18 protein-coding genes are annotated in these 16,059 nt (G+C 52.6%); all 18 read left to right on the plus strand.

The annotated features are described in order from the left end of the window. Positions 1–58 precede the first annotated feature (58 nt). The 18 genes from pta (at position 59) to rplS (ending at position 15,996) form a co-directional block, all read left to right on the plus strand. Positions 59–1,057 (plus strand): phosphate acetyltransferase, encoded by a 999-nt coding sequence (pta, locus tag KCG48_RS03810; protein WP_211799981.1) that lies wholly within the window; start codon positions 59–61, stop codon positions 1,055–1,057. A gap of 29 nt (positions 1,058–1,086) precedes the next feature. Further along, positions 1,087–2,277: an acetate/propionate family kinase gene (locus KCG48_RS03815; RefSeq protein WP_211799982.1), complete on the plus strand. Its 1,191-nt coding sequence runs from the start codon at positions 1,087–1,089 to the stop codon at positions 2,275–2,277. Positions 2,278–2,437: 160 nt separating this feature from the next. Then, on the plus strand, positions 2,438–3,160 hold the full coding sequence (locus KCG48_RS03820; protein ID WP_211799983.1) for a DUF2087 domain-containing protein: 723 nt from the start codon (positions 2,438–2,440) through the stop codon (positions 3,158–3,160). Between the two features lie 139 nt (positions 3,161–3,299). Beyond that, a complete protein-coding gene (locus KCG48_RS03825) occupies positions 3,300–3,788 on the plus strand; it encodes a YceD family protein (RefSeq protein WP_211799984.1) in 489 nt (162 codons plus the stop codon). A 12-nt stretch (positions 3,789–3,800) separates the two neighbouring features. Then, complete coding sequence (rpmF, locus tag KCG48_RS03830; protein WP_211799985.1) at positions 3,801–3,986, plus strand: 50S ribosomal protein L32; 186 nt, start codon at positions 3,801–3,803, stop codon at positions 3,984–3,986. Between the two features lie 177 nt (positions 3,987–4,163). Then, positions 4,164–5,171, plus strand: coding sequence for a phosphate acyltransferase PlsX (plsX, locus tag KCG48_RS03835; RefSeq protein WP_211799986.1), 1,008 nt, complete (start codon positions 4,164–4,166; stop codon positions 5,169–5,171). A gap of 45 nt (positions 5,172–5,216) precedes the next feature. Further along, the gene (gene acpP / locus KCG48_RS03840) at positions 5,217–5,450 is read left to right on the plus strand and encodes an acyl carrier protein (protein WP_211799987.1); all 234 of its coding nucleotides are present in this window, start codon (positions 5,217–5,219) and stop codon (positions 5,448–5,450) included. A gap of 139 nt (positions 5,451–5,589) precedes the next feature. Further along, positions 5,590–6,279 (plus strand): ribonuclease III, encoded by a 690-nt coding sequence (rnc, locus tag KCG48_RS03845; protein WP_211799988.1) that lies wholly within the window; start codon positions 5,590–5,592, stop codon positions 6,277–6,279. Then, positions 6,272–7,294, plus strand: a complete 1,023-nt coding sequence (locus tag KCG48_RS03850) for an elongator complex protein 3 (protein ID WP_211799989.1) — start codon at positions 6,272–6,274, stop codon at positions 7,292–7,294. Before rnc ends, KCG48_RS03850 begins: the two co-directional genes overlap by 8 nt. Continuing rightward, positions 7,295–10,861 (plus strand): chromosome segregation protein SMC, encoded by a 3,567-nt coding sequence (gene smc / locus KCG48_RS03855; protein WP_211799990.1) that lies wholly within the window; start codon positions 7,295–7,297, stop codon positions 10,859–10,861. Next, entirely contained in the window at positions 10,854–11,759 is a 906-nt protein-coding gene (ftsY, locus tag KCG48_RS03860) for a signal recognition particle-docking protein FtsY (protein ID WP_211799991.1), read from the plus strand. The genes smc and ftsY overlap by 8 nt, the downstream gene beginning before the upstream one ends. Before the next feature lie 190 nt (positions 11,760–11,949). Next, on the plus strand, positions 11,950–12,267 hold the full coding sequence (locus tag KCG48_RS03865; RefSeq protein ID WP_211799992.1) for a putative DNA-binding protein: 318 nt from the start codon (positions 11,950–11,952) through the stop codon (positions 12,265–12,267). Positions 12,268–12,277: 10 nt separating this feature from the next. Continuing rightward, positions 12,278–13,621: a signal recognition particle protein gene (ffh, locus tag KCG48_RS03870; RefSeq protein WP_211799993.1), complete on the plus strand. Its 1,344-nt coding sequence runs from the start codon at positions 12,278–12,280 to the stop codon at positions 13,619–13,621. A 27-nt stretch (positions 13,622–13,648) separates the two neighbouring features. Continuing rightward, the gene (gene rpsP / locus KCG48_RS03875) at positions 13,649–13,894 is read left to right on the plus strand and encodes a 30S ribosomal protein S16 (protein WP_211799994.1); all 246 of its coding nucleotides are present in this window, start codon (positions 13,649–13,651) and stop codon (positions 13,892–13,894) included. A 20-nt stretch (positions 13,895–13,914) separates the two neighbouring features. Next, the gene (locus tag KCG48_RS03880) at positions 13,915–14,142 is read left to right on the plus strand and encodes a KH domain-containing protein (protein ID WP_211799995.1); all 228 of its coding nucleotides are present in this window, start codon (positions 13,915–13,917) and stop codon (positions 14,140–14,142) included. Positions 14,143–14,210: 68 nt separating this feature from the next. Next, complete coding sequence (gene rimM, locus KCG48_RS03885) at positions 14,211–14,708, plus strand: ribosome maturation factor RimM (protein WP_211799996.1); 498 nt, start codon at positions 14,211–14,213, stop codon at positions 14,706–14,708. Further along, positions 14,698–15,441, plus strand: a complete 744-nt coding sequence (trmD, locus tag KCG48_RS03890; RefSeq protein WP_211799997.1) for a tRNA (guanosine(37)-N1)-methyltransferase TrmD — start codon at positions 14,698–14,700, stop codon at positions 15,439–15,441. The genes rimM and trmD overlap by 11 nt, the downstream gene beginning before the upstream one ends. Positions 15,442–15,648: 207 nt before the next feature. Next, positions 15,649–15,996, plus strand: a complete 348-nt coding sequence (rplS, locus tag KCG48_RS03895) for a 50S ribosomal protein L19 (protein ID WP_211799998.1) — start codon at positions 15,649–15,651, stop codon at positions 15,994–15,996. Positions 15,997–16,059: the final 63 nt, after the last annotated feature.

A 16,059-nucleotide genomic window follows, 5' to 3' on the forward strand; every position in this document is an offset into this window, starting at 1 on the left:
TATATTAGAAGGTATGTTGTAAAAAAACTTGTATGTTGTTGTGGAAAGGAGATTTATGATGGATTTTGTATCCAAAATGAAGGAACTGGCAAAAAGTGACGTAAAGTCAATAGTTCTCCCCGAGGGAAATGAGGAGAGAAACCTCAAAGCCGCCCAGATCATTACGGAGGAAAAACTGGCATCCGTAGTTCTCGTCGGCAGCCGGACAGAAATCGAGGAAAAGGCAAAGGCACTGGGGGTAAACCTCAGCGGGATCACCATTGAAGATCCAGCCACCTCAGAAAAGACCAAGACCTATGCGGAAGCGCTCTATGAGCTGCGCAAAAGCAAGGGGATGACCCTGGAAACCGCAGAAAAAGTCATTCAGGATCCCATGTATTTCGGAACCATGATGGTGAAGCTCGATGACGCCCAGGGAATGGTTTCTGGTGCAGTACACACCACAGGCGATCTTCTGCGTCCCGGTCTGCAGATCATCAAGACCGCTCCCGGAATCAGCGTGGTATCCTCTTTCTTCATCATGCTGCTGAAGGATGACAAGTATGGTGCCGAAGGACAGATGCTCTTCGCAGACTGTGCCGTTAACCCCAACCCCAACAAGGATGAGCTGGCAGCCATTGCCATTGCCACGGCAGAATCCGCCAAGAACCTCTTGAAAATCGATCCCAAGGTGGCCATGCTGTCCTTCTCTTCCATGGGAAGCGCCAAGCATGAACTGGTGGACAAAGTGGTGGAAGCCACAAAGATCGCCAAGGAACTTCGCCCTGACCTGGCCATCGACGGGGAGCTCCAGCTGGATGCCGCCATCGTGGAGTCCGTTGGAAAGCAGAAGGCGCCCACTTCCGCTGTAGCGGGTAAAGCCAACGTTCTGGTCTTCCCCGATCTCCAGGCTGGAAACATCGGCTATAAGCTTGTGCAGAGACTGGCTGGCGCCGAAGCCATCGGACCCATCTGCCAGGGATTTGCCAAGCCCATCAATGACCTTTCCCGCGGATGCAGTGTGGAGGACATCGTCAATGTTGTCGCCATCACCGCAGTGCAGGCTCAGAATCAGTAAAATAAGAAATAAAGGATGGATTTAGATTCATGAAAATTCTAGTTATTAATTGCGGAAGTTCCTCACTGAAATATCAGCTCATCGACATGAGCAACGAAGAATCCCTGGCCCAGGGCCTGGTGGAAAGAATCGGCATTGAAGGCTCCAAGCTGACGCAGAAGGTGGAAGGAAGAGACAAGTTTGTCCTCACCGTTCCCATGAAGGACCACAAAGATGCCATCGCCCATGTGATCGATACCCTGCTGGACAAGGTTCAGGGCGTCATCGCTTCTGCTGATGAGATCGGCGCAGTGGGACACCGCGTAGTTCACGGCGGAGAGAAGTATGCATCCTCCGTGGTGATCGACGAGGAAGTCATGAAGGATCTTAATGACTTTGCTGTGCTGGCACCGCTGCACAATCCTCCCAACATTATTGGCATCAACGCCTGCAAGGAACTGATGCCCAGCACCAAGATGGTGGCTGTATTCGACACCGCGTTCCATCAGACCATGCCTGAAAAAGCATTCCTTTATGGCCTTCCCTATGAGCTCTACAAGGAAAACCATATCCGTAAGTTCGGTTTCCACGGCACCAGCCATAAGTATGTGGCCTACCGTGCAGCAGAAATGCTGGGCAAGGATGTGAAGGACCTGAAGCTCGTCACCTGCCATCTGGGTAACGGTGCTTCCGTGGCTGCTGTAAACGGAGGAATCTCTGTGGACACCTCCATGGGCTTCACCCCTCTGGAAGGACTCCTCATGGGAACCCGCAGCGGTGACATCGATCCGGCCATCATCCCTTACCTCATGGATGTGAAGGGCTACAGCTATGAGGAAGTGAACAACATCCTCAACAAGAAGTCCGGTGTGCTCGGTCTGTCCGGCGTATCCTCCGACTTCCGTGACATCGAAGATGCCGCTGAGGCTGGAAATCCAAGAGCAAAGCTGGCGCTGGATGTCTTCCACTACAGAGTGAAGAAGTACATCGGCTACTTTGTGGCAGCCATGAACGGCATTGATGCCCTGATCTTCACCGCTGGACTGGGCGAAAATGGCGTAGAGACTCGTGCAGAGATCGCCACTGACCTGGAATTCTTCGGAATCAATCTGGACAAGGAGAAGAACAATGTCCGCGGCAAGGAGAGAATCATCTCCACCGATGATTCCAAAGTCAAGATCATGGTTGTTCCCACCAATGAAGAACTCATGATTGCCCGGGATACCCTGGCGCTGATCTAAATGAATCTTGAAAAAGGACCTTCGGGTCCTTTTCTTTTGTGATGAAAAATATCATCAAACAAAATAGAATAATGTTTGATTATAATGAGATATTGTGCTATTTTGTTTATAAAAGATTTTGTTGGGAAGGAAGTTTCCTGCACAGAAGGAGGGAGTGGACATGGAGAATAATGCAAACTGGAAGAAGAAAATCCTCGAGGAAGAGGAACGATGGGTCTGCCGGTACTGTGGAACGAGCTTTGAAAAGGATCAGATCTATCCCTGGGGAGATCAGCTGCTCACGGCGAAAGGCCGCGCCAAGCGCCACGCCATGGAGCATGATCCCGTGAAAGAGATGCTAAAGCATCCCCGAAGCTACACCGGCCTTACGGAGGTCCAGGAGCTGTTTATTCCCCTTCTACATGAGGGGCTCCGGGATGAGGAGATTGCTGCAAGGATGAGGATTTCCCCCAGCACAGTGCGCAATCACCGATTCCGGCTGAAAGAGAAAGAACGGCAAGCCAGACGTTTCTTGGAACTCATGGATGCTCTTCACTGGGAGGAGCCCTCCCCAGCACCTCTCCACCGCGGCGCCACCATGGTGGATGACCGTTATGCCTTTACCGAGGAGGAATCGAAAAAAACGCTGTTGGCCCATATGACCCCAGAAGGAGCACTGAAGTCTTTTCCTGCCCGGGAAAAGAAAAAAATTATTGTCCTTGGCAAAATCGCGGAAAATTTTGTGCCGGGAACAGCATACAGCGAGGCTGAAGTGAATCGGATCCTTCAGCGGATTTTTGAAGATCATGTGCTGCTGCGTCGATATCTCATCGAGTATGGGTTTCTGGACCGATCCCGAGATGGTGCTCTTTACATGCGCAGGGAAGAAGAGTATACTGAATAGGCCGAATGGCGAAAGTTTGCTGTCAGAAGCCAGGCAAAAGGCTTGACTTTTGAAATTTGACTTTATATAATTAATTGTGTTTGCTGGGAGGAATCCCGACACGCACCATCGGCGAAGCACCGATGACAGGAGATCCAACATGGAAATTTCACTGCAGGATTCAATCGGAAAATCTATAAGCAAGGATATCGATTTTGCCTACCACAAGGCGAATCTTGTTTACAACAATGAGACCATTGAAATTGTAGAACCTATTGCGGTCCGAGGCCAGGTAACGGTAAGCCAGGGGATTGCGGATGTTAAGCTGTCCGTGAAAACCCGGATGCGGTATACCTGTTCAAGATGCCTCGATATTTTCGAGGAAGATTTTGAACTGGAGATCGACGAGAAGGTTTCAAAAGATGAACAAGAAGACGAGAATATCATTACCCTGGAGGAAGGGGATGTTCTCGATTTACGAGATGTTGTCCTGAATAACATCTATTCAGCATTACCTTTAAAGGTCCTCTGCAAAGAGGAATGCAAAGGTCTTTGTCAGGACTGTGGCTTCAATCTCAATCATGGAACGTGCGAATGTGCCCATGAGGAGTTGGACCCCAGATTCTCAGCCCTCAAAGACATGTTTTAAGGAGGTGTAATAATGGGAAATCCAGCCAGAAAATTTTCTAAAGGCAGAAGAGACAGAAGAAGAGCATCCACATTCAAGGTCGGTGCACCTGGAATCACGGAGTGTCCACAGTGCCACGAAATGAAGCTTGCACACAGAGTCTGCAAGCATTGCGGATTCTACAACGGTAAGGAAGTCGTAGCCACAGAGGTGGAGTAGGAAAGTCTTAGGACTTTCCTTTTTTTTGCCATTTTTTCATGGATTCGTGGCGGTGCCGGGGCTTTTGTGGGATAATGATTCCAAGATTCCTTTGCCGGTCTTTGAAGCCGGCAGAAAAAAGGACAGAAAGCAAAGGAGGGGACCAGGGCTTCTGGATCCCTGACAGGAGGGTTTGATATGAGAATCGCATTAGATGGCATGGGGGGAGATTTCGCCCCGGTGGAAACCGTTAAAGGCGCTGTGGAGGCCGTGAAGGCCTATGGCGTGGAGGTAACCATCACCGGTCCGGAGGAGATTATCCGGGCAGAACTGGAAAAGTATACCTATGACAAGAGCAAGATTGACATTCTGGATGCCCGGGAAGTGATCTCCCTCAATGAATCCCCGGTCATGGCCATTCGCCGGAAGAAGGACTCGTCTCTGCGCCGCGCCATGGACCTGGTGAAGGAAGGAAAAGCCCAGGCAGTGGTCTCTGCGGGCTCCACCGGCGCCCTCCTGGCGGGCGGTCTCCTGGTCATCGGACGGGTGAAGGGGGTGGACCGGGCAGCTTTGGCCGCCCTCATGCCGGGGAAGAACGGCCACTTCATGATCATCGATCTGGGAGCCAATGCGGAAGTGAAGCCCCAGAACCTGGTGGAGTTTGCCAAGATGGGCACGGTATATTTCCAGGCCATCCAAGGGGTGGAAAGTCCCCAGGTGGGTCTCGTCAATATCGGCGCGGAAGAAGAAAAGGGCAATGAACTCACCAAGGCGGCCTATCAGCTGCTGAAGGAAGAAAGCGGCATCCGCTTCATCGGCAACGTGGAGCCCCGGGAAGTGTCCGACGGGGATGTGGAAATCCTGGTCTGCGACGGCTTCACCGGCAATGTGATCCTGAAGATGTATGAAGGGGTCGTGAAAAATCTCATGGCCATGATCAAGGAGGCCATGATGAGCACCACCCGGGGAAAACTGGGCGGACTCCTGGTGAAACCCAGCCTCAAGGCCTTCATGAAGAACCATGACTATAAAGAAGAAGGCGGGGCCTGCCTTCTGGGCGTGGACGGCATCGTGGTGAAAGCCCACGGCACTTCTGATGCCCGGGCGTTCATGAATGCCATCCGGCAGGGGAAGCGTTTCCACGAAAGCGGGTACCTGGAAAAGTTCAAGGAAAAGATGGAAGCCGGCAATTTTCCTGTTGCATAACGGCATGATTTCTACTATCATACAGTTGATGGAGGTGAATGCGAAATGATTTTTGATAAGGTAAAAGCCATTATCGTGGATAAACTCAGCGTGGATAGCGACGAAGTGACCCTGGAATCCAGCTTTGAGGATCTGGGTGCTGACTCCCTGGATATCGTGGAAATCGTCATGGCTCTGGAAGAAGAGTTCGACATCGAGATTTCCGATGATGAAGCAGAACAGGCCAAGACCGTTGGCGATGTCTGCAGCTATCTGAGCAACGTTCTCGGAGAAGAGTAATGGAATGTCCCGTATAGCGGCCTGGCCACTATACGGGACTTTGATTTTTCGCTATAATGGAAGGGATTACAGGTTTATTCTTGAGGCTATGCGTAGCTTGACGAATGAACTTCTGAAGCACCCGCAAAGGAGTTAACGTATGGAATTTGAACATGTCATCGGCATCACGTTCCGGGACAAGTCCGTCCTGGAAACGGCCCTGACCCACTCATCCTATGCCAATCAGCATAAGAACATGCCCTATAATGAAAAGCTGGAGTTTCTGGGCGATGCTGTCCTGCAGCTCTGCATCACGGAGTATATCTATCGGCACTTCACGGAGAAGTCCGAGGGTGAACTGACAAAGCTCCGAGCGATCATCGTCTGTGAGGCTTCTCTTCACCATGTGGCCAAGAGCTGGAACCTGGGCCAGTATATCCGCATGAGCAAGGGCGAAGAACTCACCGGAGGCCGGGACCGGGCTGCCCTTCTGGCAGACGGTGTTGAGGCCGTCATTGCCGCCGTCTACCTGGACCAGGGAATGGATGCCGCCAAGGCATTTGTGGAAAAGAACTTCGAGAACCTCATCGCCATGGCCCAACGCAATGAGATCGTCCTGGACTACAAGACCAGTCTCCAGGAAATCCTCCAGGAAAACGGAGAAATTGAAATCAAGTACGAACTGGTGAAGTTTGAAGGTCCGCCCCATCGGCGAAAATTCTACTCCAAGGTGGTCATCGATGATATTACCATGGGCAAGGGCGAAGGCTACTCGAAGAAGGAATCGGAACAGCTGGCGGCCAAGGATGCCCTGGAGAAATATGTAAAGCCGGAGAATGAACATGTCTAGGCATGTGATCATCCCGCTTTTCATTCCCCATGTGGGGTGTCCCCATGACTGCATATTTTGCGATCAGGCGAAAATCACCGGCCAGGGACGAGAAACCGGGGGTATGATCTCCGGAGAAGACGTCTTGGCCACCATAGCGCAGTATCTGGAAACCATCGACCGGGCCCAGGCCACCGTCGAGGTTTCCTTTTTCGGCGGGACCTTCACCGGGATCGACGGAAGAAAACAGACCGAGCTTCTGGAAGCCGCGCAGAAGGCCAAGCATGCGGGCCTGGTGGACTGTATCCGGCTCTCCACGAGGCCGGACTATATCAGTATCCCGATCCTGGACCGCCTGAAGCGGTACGGGGTGGATATTGTAGAACTGGGGGTCCAGTCCTTTGACGAGGAAGTCCTTCAGCGATCCCAGCGGGGCTATCCTCCGGAGACGGTGAGAAGGGCCTCAGCGCTCATCACCCGCTTTGGCTTTACCTTGGGGCACCAGCTCATGGTGGGGCTTCCCGGCGATACGGCGGAAAAAGATCTGCAGTCTGTACGAGAGAGCATCGCGCTTCATCCGAAGCTGATCCGGATTTATCCCGCCCTCATTCTTCGGGGCACCGCCATGGAAGAGCTCTACCAGAAGGGGGAGTATGCCCCTTATGATCTGGAGGAAGCCGTGAAGATCTGTGCCCAGATGCTGGACGCCTATGAGGAAGCGGGAATTCCCGTCATCCGCATGGGGCTTCAGCCCACGGAAGAAATCAACGAAAATGCCCAAGTGCTGGCGGGACCCTTTCATCCCGCCTTCCGGGAGCTGGTGGAATCCTACCGGCTGTGCCGGCGGGTGGAGACCTTTGGGGAACGGGCCGTGACCCTCACCGTGGGGAAGCGGGATCTCTCCAAGCTCTATGCGGGAAAGAAACGATATTTTGCGCCATTGGCGGAAAAATTGACCATCGAGGTGAAGGTGGTGGACGCCTCGCTGCCCCAGATCATTCACCTGGAACGACGAGAAGATAGGAGTGTTTTGTAGATGTATTTAAAATCCATAGAAATCCGGGGATTCAAATCCTTTGCAGACAGAACCCTCCTGAATTTCAAGGATGGAATCACCGCGGTGGTGGGCCCCAATGGTTCGGGGAAATCCAACATTTCCGACGCCGTCCGCTGGGTACTGGGGGAACAGAAGGTGAAATCCCTCCGGGGCGGAAAAATGGAAGATGTCATCTTTTCCGGCACAGATTTCCGTAAAGCCCTGGGGTTTGCCGAAGTGACCCTGCTGCTGGATAACAGCGAGCGGAGCCTTTCGGTGCCTTTTTCCGAAGTCAGCGTCACCCGTAAGCTGTTCCGCTCGGGAGAGTCGGAGTATCTTATCAACAATACGGGCTGCCGTCTGAAGGATATCCATGAGCTGTTCATGGATACGGGAATCGGAAAGGAAGGCTACTCCCTCATTGGGCAGGGAAAGATTGAAGCCATTCTCAGCGGGAAAATGGAAGACCGCCGTGCGCTTCTGGAGGAAGCCGCGGGCATCGTCAAGTATAAAGCCCGGAAAGAGGAAGCGGAGAAAAAACTGGACAACACGGAGCAGAATCTTCTCCGAGTGAATGATATTCTGGAGACCTACGAGGAGCGCATCGGCCCCCTGGAGAAGGAGAAAGAAAAGGCGGAAAAGTTCATCGTGCTTAGTCAGGAGCAGCGGGGAATCTCCATTTCCCTCATTCTCTCCGATCTGGAAGAGTTTGAAGAGGAAAAGGCCGTCCAGGATCTTCGGTTCCAGGAGACCTCCCGGCGCTATGAAGAAGCGAAGACGGCCCGGGAGAAAGCCCAGGCGGACAAGGAAGCTTTGGAACTGGCCATGGAGGACAAGAAAGCGGAAGAAACCCTCCTGAAGGAAACCTTCTATGCAGAGCGGGAAGAGGCGGAAACCCTTACGGGAGAACTGAAGCTTCTGGCCCAGGGGATTGAGGACCGGAAAAGGAATCTGGAACGCAATGCCCGGTCCCGGGAACTTAATGCGCTGCGCCAGGAGGAGACGAAAGCCAGTCTGGACGTTCTGGAAGAACAGCTGGAGGAGAGCCAAAAGGCGCTAAAGACCTTGGCGGAAGATCTGGGGATCCGGAGAAGCCGTCAGAAGAGTCTCCAGGAAAGTCTGAAGCTCAGTGAAGAAGCCCAGCGGGGCCTTCGGGACGAAGAAGAGGATACGGATCTCCAGGTGGAAAAACTGCAGAAAACCCAGCTGGAAACGGCCCGTATGCGCGATACCCTGAAGGGAAAAATGGAAAACGGCGACTCCATGATTCAGGGGTTCCAGGCCTCTTTAGGCTGGAATGAACAGGCTGTGGAAGACATTGCTGCCCAGATCCGACAGGCGGAGGACACGAAGAAGGCCGAGGAAGAAGCCCAGGAGAAACGCCGACAGGCCTCCCTTGCCGTGCGGACAAAGCTGGCCGAGAAAGACGCCAGGCTGAAGAATCTTGATTACGAGATCCGGGGACAGGAGTCCCAGCTCAGCGTGCTCAAGAATCTGGAAGCCCACTATGAGGGATACTCCCGTTCGGTGAAGTCCCTCATGAATGAGCTGAAGACCTCGGGCTCCCCCATGGCCGGAAAGGTCGCACTGGTGGGGGAAGTCATCAAGCCGAAAGCAGGCTATGAAGTGGCGCTGGAAGTGGCCCTGGGGTCCCAGGTGAACCACGTCATCACCCCCACGGACAAGGATGCCAAGGGGCTCATTGAGCTGCTGCGCCGAAAGTCCTTCGGCCGGGCCACCTTTTTCCCCCTGAACATCATCAAGGGGTTCAAGGCCAAGGATCCCCAGCTAAAACGGGGAGCACTGCTCGGAAATCTCTACGATCTGGTGGAGTTTGATCCCCGGCATGAGGGCATCGCCGCTAATCTTCTGGGTCGAATTTTTGTGGCCCGGAATCTGGAGGAGGCTTTGGTCGCCGCCAAGGAAATGGGGTATACCCTAAGGATTGTCACCCTGGAGGGGGACATCATCAATGCGGGGGGTTCCATGACCGGCGGAAGCCATAATGCCAAGTCCTCGGGAATCTTCTCCCGGAAAAAAGATCTGGAGGATCTGACCGCCAGCCTGGTGACGCTGAAAGAAGAGCGAAGCGAAGAGATCCGTAGCCGCCAGAGTATTCTGGAAGCCCTGGAGGAGCGAAGCCGTGAAGAAAAAGAGGCCTCCTATCTTCTCCAGGAACTGACCATGGCCATCGCGACGCTGAAGGAACGCCAGGAAGGGTTCCGCAAGGATATCCTCCGTCAGAAGGACGTCATTGCCGGGGCAAGGCGCGACCGGGAGCAGCAGGCGGCAGAACTGGAGACCCTGGAAGAAACCCTGAAGACCCTGGAAGACAGGATCGGGGAAAAGCTCCAGATGAAGGAGAAAAATCGGGATTACCTCAAGGGGCTGAAAGATCAGCGAACCCGGGAATACCAGGAGAATGATGCCCTGACGGAGCTCATCATGGGACAGTCCATTAAGGAGGCTCGCCTGAATGAAGCCCACCGGGCCATGGAAGAAAACCAGCGGAATATCCAGGAAAGCCTGGTTCAGCTCGCCACCTCCCTGGAGGATCTGGAACGGGAACAGGAGGTTCTGGTGACCGAAATCCGGGAAGCGGAAGAACAGGTGAAGTCCCATGGCGAGAAACTGCAGCTTTTAAAGCAGGAAGTGGCCCGGAAGGAAAAGATTCTGGAAGACATGGCCATGACCGAAGTCAAGGACAAGGTAAAGCTCAAAGAGCTCTCCAATATCGCCCGGACCCTGGAAGAAGAGTTTTATACCCTGGACAAGGAGCTCTTTAAGGTGGGCCAGGCCCTGGAAAAGCTGGAGAAGGAGCGCACTGCACTTCTGGCGAAAATCAATGAGGAAATGAACCTCACCCTGGCGGAAGCCCGGGAGGAGCGGATTCCCATGGAGGATAAGGACCAGTTCCGCAAGCGGCTCAATGAGCTGCGCCGGCTGATCACAGCCCTGGGCAATGTCAATGTGGCGGCCATCGAAGAGTTCCGCCAGGTCAGCGAACACCGGGAGTTTCTCACGGGGCAGAAGAATGACCTGGAGAAAGCCAAGCTGGAGCTGAAGGAGCTCATCCTGGACATGACGCTGCGCATGCGGGCCATGTTCACGGAGAACTTCAAGGTGCTCAATGAGAACTTCAACGACACCTTCCGGCGCCTCTTCCAGGGAGGACAGGCGAATCTTCTCCTCGGAGAAGGGGATATTCTGGAGGCGCCCATTGAGATCAGCGTTCAGCCTCCGGGCAAGAAGCTGCAGAACATCAACCTCATGAGCGGTGGGGAGAAGGTGCTGTCGGCCATTGCCCTGACCTTCGCCATCCTTCGGATGAAACCCACTCCCTTCTGTATTCTGGACGAGATTGAAGCGGCGCTGGATGATGCCAACGTCTACCGCTTTGCAGAGTTCCTGACGGAGTTTGCCCGGGATACGCAGTTTATACTGATCACTCACCGAAAGGGAACCATGGAAGCGGCCGATGCCCTCTATGGCGTTACCATGGAGGAAAAGGGGATCTCCAAGATCATCTCCATGGACCTTTCCGAAGCAAGGAGGACAAATGGCTAATTTTTTTGAAAAGCTAAAAACCAGTCTGGCCAAGACCCGGGACAACATCACCGGAAAGATGAATGAAGTCCTGGGGCTGGCGCTGACCATTGACGAGGATCTTTTTGAAGAGCTGGAGGAAGTGCTCATCAGCTCCGACATCGGCTACGAGACCTCCATGAAGATCATCGAGAAGCTCCGGATGAAGATCCGTCTGGAGAAGATCTCCGAGGTGAGCCTGGTGAAAGGGGCTCTGAAGGAGGTCATCGCCGAATTCATGGCCGAAGGCGGGCATGATTTTCGGGTGGAAAGACCCACAGTGATTTTGGTCATGGGCGTCAATGGGGTGGGAAAGACCACCTCCATCGGGAAACTGGCCTACAAATACAAGGCCGAAGGAAAGAAAGTGATTTTGGCGGCAGCGGATACCTTCCGGGCAGCGGCCATCGATCAGCTGGAGATCTGGGCCAAGCGGGCAGACGTGGACATCGTTCGCCATCAGGAGGGTTCGGACCCCGCCGCCGTGGTGTTTGACGCCCTGGAGGCCCTGCGGGGACGAAAAGCTGATGTGCTCCTTTGCGACACGGCCGGACGGCTCCACAACAAGAAGAACCTGATGAACGAACTGGAAAAGATCCGCCGGATCATTGACCGGGAGTATCCGGAAGCCACCATTTACTCTCTTCTGGTTCTGGATGGCACCAGCGGTCAAAATGCGGTGATTCAGGCCCAGGAGTTCCAGAAGGTGGCTCAGCTGGATGGGATCATCCTGACCAAGCTCGATGGCACCGCCAAGGGCGGCGTCGTCCTCTCCATCAAAGAAATGCTGAAGATTCCGGTGGTCTACATCGGCGTCGGCGAAGGCATCGATGATCTGGAGGACTTTGATGCCAAGGCCTTTGCCGAGGCCCTCATCTAGGCGGAAATCTCCTCCAAATTGAGCATCCCAAGGTGAAGGGGGCGAAGGGGATATCCGATGCCCGTCAACGGGAAAGATCCGCTCAAAATAAGATGAAAAGAAGGTTCGAAAAAAGTTTTGGGGTGTGAAGTAAAAATACTTGACACCCCTTTCCTTTTTCGGTAAACTTATCCATGTGGTAGGTGAGGTTATGGAGAGCAGATTTGAAATATCCTTGTTGATGGATTTTTATGGCAAGCTTTTAACGGAGAAGCAGCAGTATATTATGGATCAGTACTATAATATGGACTACTCGCTTTCGGAAATTGCAGAAAACCAGGAAACCAGCAGACAGGCGATTCATGACCTGATCAAGAGATGTCACAAGACGCTGCTTGACTATGAAGATAAGCTTAATCTTCTGGAACGTGCTCAAAAGGCACAGCAGGTCAAAGTAGAGATCTTGGGAATTCTCAAGGAAAAGAATTGGAACAGCAGTGAAATCGAAAGACTCCTGGAGGAGTTATAGGAGGGATGACATGGCCTTCGACAGTTTAGCGGAAAGACTCCAAGAAGCGTTCAAAAAGCTTCGCGGAAAAGGGAAGCTGAATGAATCTGACATTAAAGAAGCCATGCGGGAAGTACGGCTAGCCCTTCTGGAAGCTGACGTCAACTTCAAGGTGGTGAAAACCTTCGTGAAGAATGTCAGCGAAAAGGCCATGGGCAGTGAGGTTTTAGAAAGTCTCACCCCCGGTCAGCAAGTGGTAAAAATTGTCAATGAAGAACTGACGGCGCTCATGGGGGGCAGCGAAGCAAAGCTTAACTTCGACTCGTCCATCACGGCATTTATGCTGGTCGGTCTTCAGGGAGCAGGTAAAACCACCATGGCTGGCAAGCTGGCGCTGTATCTCCGGAAAAGAAACCGGAAGCCGCTTCTTGTCGCAGCAGACATTTACCGACCTGCAGCCATTAAACAGCTGCAGATCGTGGGCAAACAGATCGACATTCCGGTATTCGCCATGGGGGACAATGTAAGCCCGGTGGATATCGCCAAAGCGTCGATGGAATATGCCCGAAAAGAAGGATGCGATGTCGTCATCATTGACACCGCAGGAAGACTCCATATTGATGAAGCCCTCATGGAGGAACTGAAGAATATCAAGTCTTCGGTGAGACCTATGGAAACGCTTCTGGTGGTGGATTCCATGACGGGTCAGGATGCGGTCAATGTGGCGGAAAGCTTCAACAACACATTGGACATCACCGGCGTGATTCTCACGAAGCTGGATGGTGACACCCGAGGCGGTGCCGCACTGTCCATCCGGGAAGTGACGGGGAAACCCATCAAGTTCTCCGGTATTGGCGAAAAGATGAACGACCTGGAAGTCTTCCATCCCGAACGCATGGCCAGCCGAATTCTCGGCATGGGCGATGTTCTCAGTCTCATTGAAAAAGCCCAAACCGCCATTGATGAGAAGGAAGCCCGGGAACTGGGCTCAAAGATGATGAGCAAGGAATTCAATTTTGAAGACTACCTCAAAGCCTTTGAACAGATGCAGAAACTGGGACCTCTGAACAAAATCATGGAGATGATTCCCGGCATGAACTCCAAGGAGCTCAAGGGAATCGATATGGACGACAGTGAACGGGAAATGCTGAAAACCAAAAGCATCATCTACTCGATGACGCTGAAGGAGAGGCGAAACCCCAAACTGGTGGAGAATCCGTCCCGGAAGAAGCGCATCGCCAAAGGCGCAGGCGTGACTATCCAGGATGTGAACAAGCTCCTCAAGGGATTTGAGAATATGAAGAAAATGATGAAGCAAATGGGAAGTATGCAGAAAGGATCCAAAAAAGGATTCCTCGGCAAGTTGCCCTTTTAACGTAAAATAATCAGGAGGTGAATTTAAATGGCAGTAAAAATCAGATTGAGAAGAATGGGTTCCAACAAGGCACCTTTCTACAGATTGGTGGTTGCAGACTCCAGAAGCCCCAGAGGCGGAAAGTTTATCGAGGAGATCGGTTACTACAATCCCGTAAGCGTACCCAAGGAAGTAAAGATCGACGCTGAAAAGGCTACCGAGTGGCTCAACAAGGGCGCTCAGCCCACAGACGTTGTGGCTAGACTGTTCGACAAGGCTGGAATTAAGAAGTAAAACTTCCGGGAGGGGACAAGATGAAAGAATTAGTTGAGTTTATCGCTAAGGAATTGGTTGATCATCCCGAAGAAGTTTCTGTCACCGAAGTGGCCGGCGATTCCCTGATTACCCTGGAGCTTCGCGTACATGCTGAAGATATGGGGAAGGTCATCGGAAAGCAGGGAAAGATTGCCAAGGCGATCCGAACCGTGGTCAAAGCGGCTTCGATGAAGGAAAACAAGAAAGTCCACGTAGAAATTGTATAGCTGATTGCGAGAAGTAGCCTGCTTAGGAATAAGTGGGCTATTGCTCCATTATCGGCAAAGAGGGAGTTATGAAGAAATATCTGACCATAGGAGAAATCACCAAGCCTCACGGCGTCAAAGGCGAAGTGAAGGTCTTCCCCCAGACGGATGACATCAATCGGTTCCTGAAGCTGAAGCGGGTCTTCATCGACGGAAAAGAAGTGAAGGTCCTCTATGTCACCGTGGGCGCAGACCGGGCCATCATGAAGCTGGAAGGCGCAGAAAGCGTCGATGACGCGGAGAAGCTCCGGGGAAAGCGTTTGGAAGTGCCCCGGGAAGAAGCGGTGAAACTGGAAAAGGACGCCTATTTCATTGAGGATCTCAAAGAGTGTCAGGTGGTGGACACCGAGGGGAAGGCCCTGGGAAAAGTCTATGATGTGATCTACACCGGATCCAACGACGTCTACTGGATTCAGCAGCCCAAGGAGCTTCTGATTCCGGCGCTGAAGACCATCGTGGAGAGTGTGGATGTGGAAGCGGGCCTCATCACCATCCGTCCCGTGAGGGAGTGGTCCGATGAGGATTGAAGTACTCACCCTGTTCCCGGAAATGTTCCAGATCTTTGATACGAGCATCATGGGGAGGGCCAAGGAGAAGGGGCTGTTCACCTTAAATCCGGTGAATATTCGGGACTTCTCCAAGGACAAACATAAAAAGGTGGATGATTACCCCTATGGCGGAGGCGCAGGTCTCGTCATGGCGGTGCAGCCCATCGAGGATGCCCTCCGGGAGGTGAAGAAGGTGAACTCCGGTCCGGTGATTTTTCTCGGTCCCCGGGGAAAGACCTTCACCCAGGAAATGGCCCGGGAACTGGCGAAGAAGGAGGAGCTGATCTTTCTTTGCGGGCACTATGAAGGCATTGATGAACGGCTATATGACGTCATCGATGAGGAGATTTCCCTGGGAGACTTTGTGCTCACCGGCGGGGAAATGGCGGCCATTCCCATCCTCGACAGCATCCTCAGGCTCCGGGAGGGGGTCCTGGGTACCGATGACAGTTCCGTGGAGGAAAGCTTTTCGGAGAATCTTCTGGAGTATCCCCAGTATACCCGGCCGGAGAACTACGAGGGGCGTCCTGTCCCGGAGATTCTGCTGTCCGGGCACCATGAGAATATCCGGAAGTGGCGCCGCTACATGATGCTGCGGGTGACCCGGGAAAAACGGCCGGATCTCTTTGCCCGGCATATCTTGACGAAAGAAGACCGGAAGCTTCTCATCAAGTATGACCCGGAATGGGAGAAGGAAGAAACCTCCGAGTAACCGGGAAAATTCATGGAATATTTCTAGGCAGAACTGCCGAATTCAGGTATGATGAGAATGCGGGAATCGAATGAGGGCCAAAACTTTTCGATTTATCTTGTCAGATAATCCGCGGCTGTGATACAATATACTTTGTGCTAGTACGGGCGGTCCACTGAGAAGTCTACTTCTGTATGAACGTCAATTTATCTATAGGAGGGAATGCACATGAACGAATTAATCAGAGCAATCGAAGCTGAACAGCTGAGAGAAGTTGCCCTACCAACCTTTAACGTGGGAGATACCATCAAGGTTCACGTTAAGATCAAGGAAGGCGACAAGGAAAGAATCCAGGTATTTGAGGGCACCGTCATCAAGATCCAGAACGGCGGCGTTAGACAGACCTTCACCGTAAGACGACTGGCTTATGGCGTAGGCGTGGAAAGAACATTCCCTGTGAATTCTCCATCCGTGGACAAGGTTGAAGTTGTCCGCAATGGTCGTGTCCGCAGAGCGAAGCTGTTCTACCTCAGAGACAGAGTGGGTAAGGCTGCAAAAGTTAAAGACGCTAAGTAAGACATAAGAAAGGGACTTCGGTCTCTTTTTTATTGGGAAGATTTTTTCGCCAGGGCTGAAGCG

This window comes from Proteiniclasticum sediminis (assembly GCF_018128025.1).
GTDB classification, from domain to species: Bacteria; Bacillota; Clostridia; order Clostridiales; family Clostridiaceae; genus Proteiniclasticum; species Proteiniclasticum sediminis.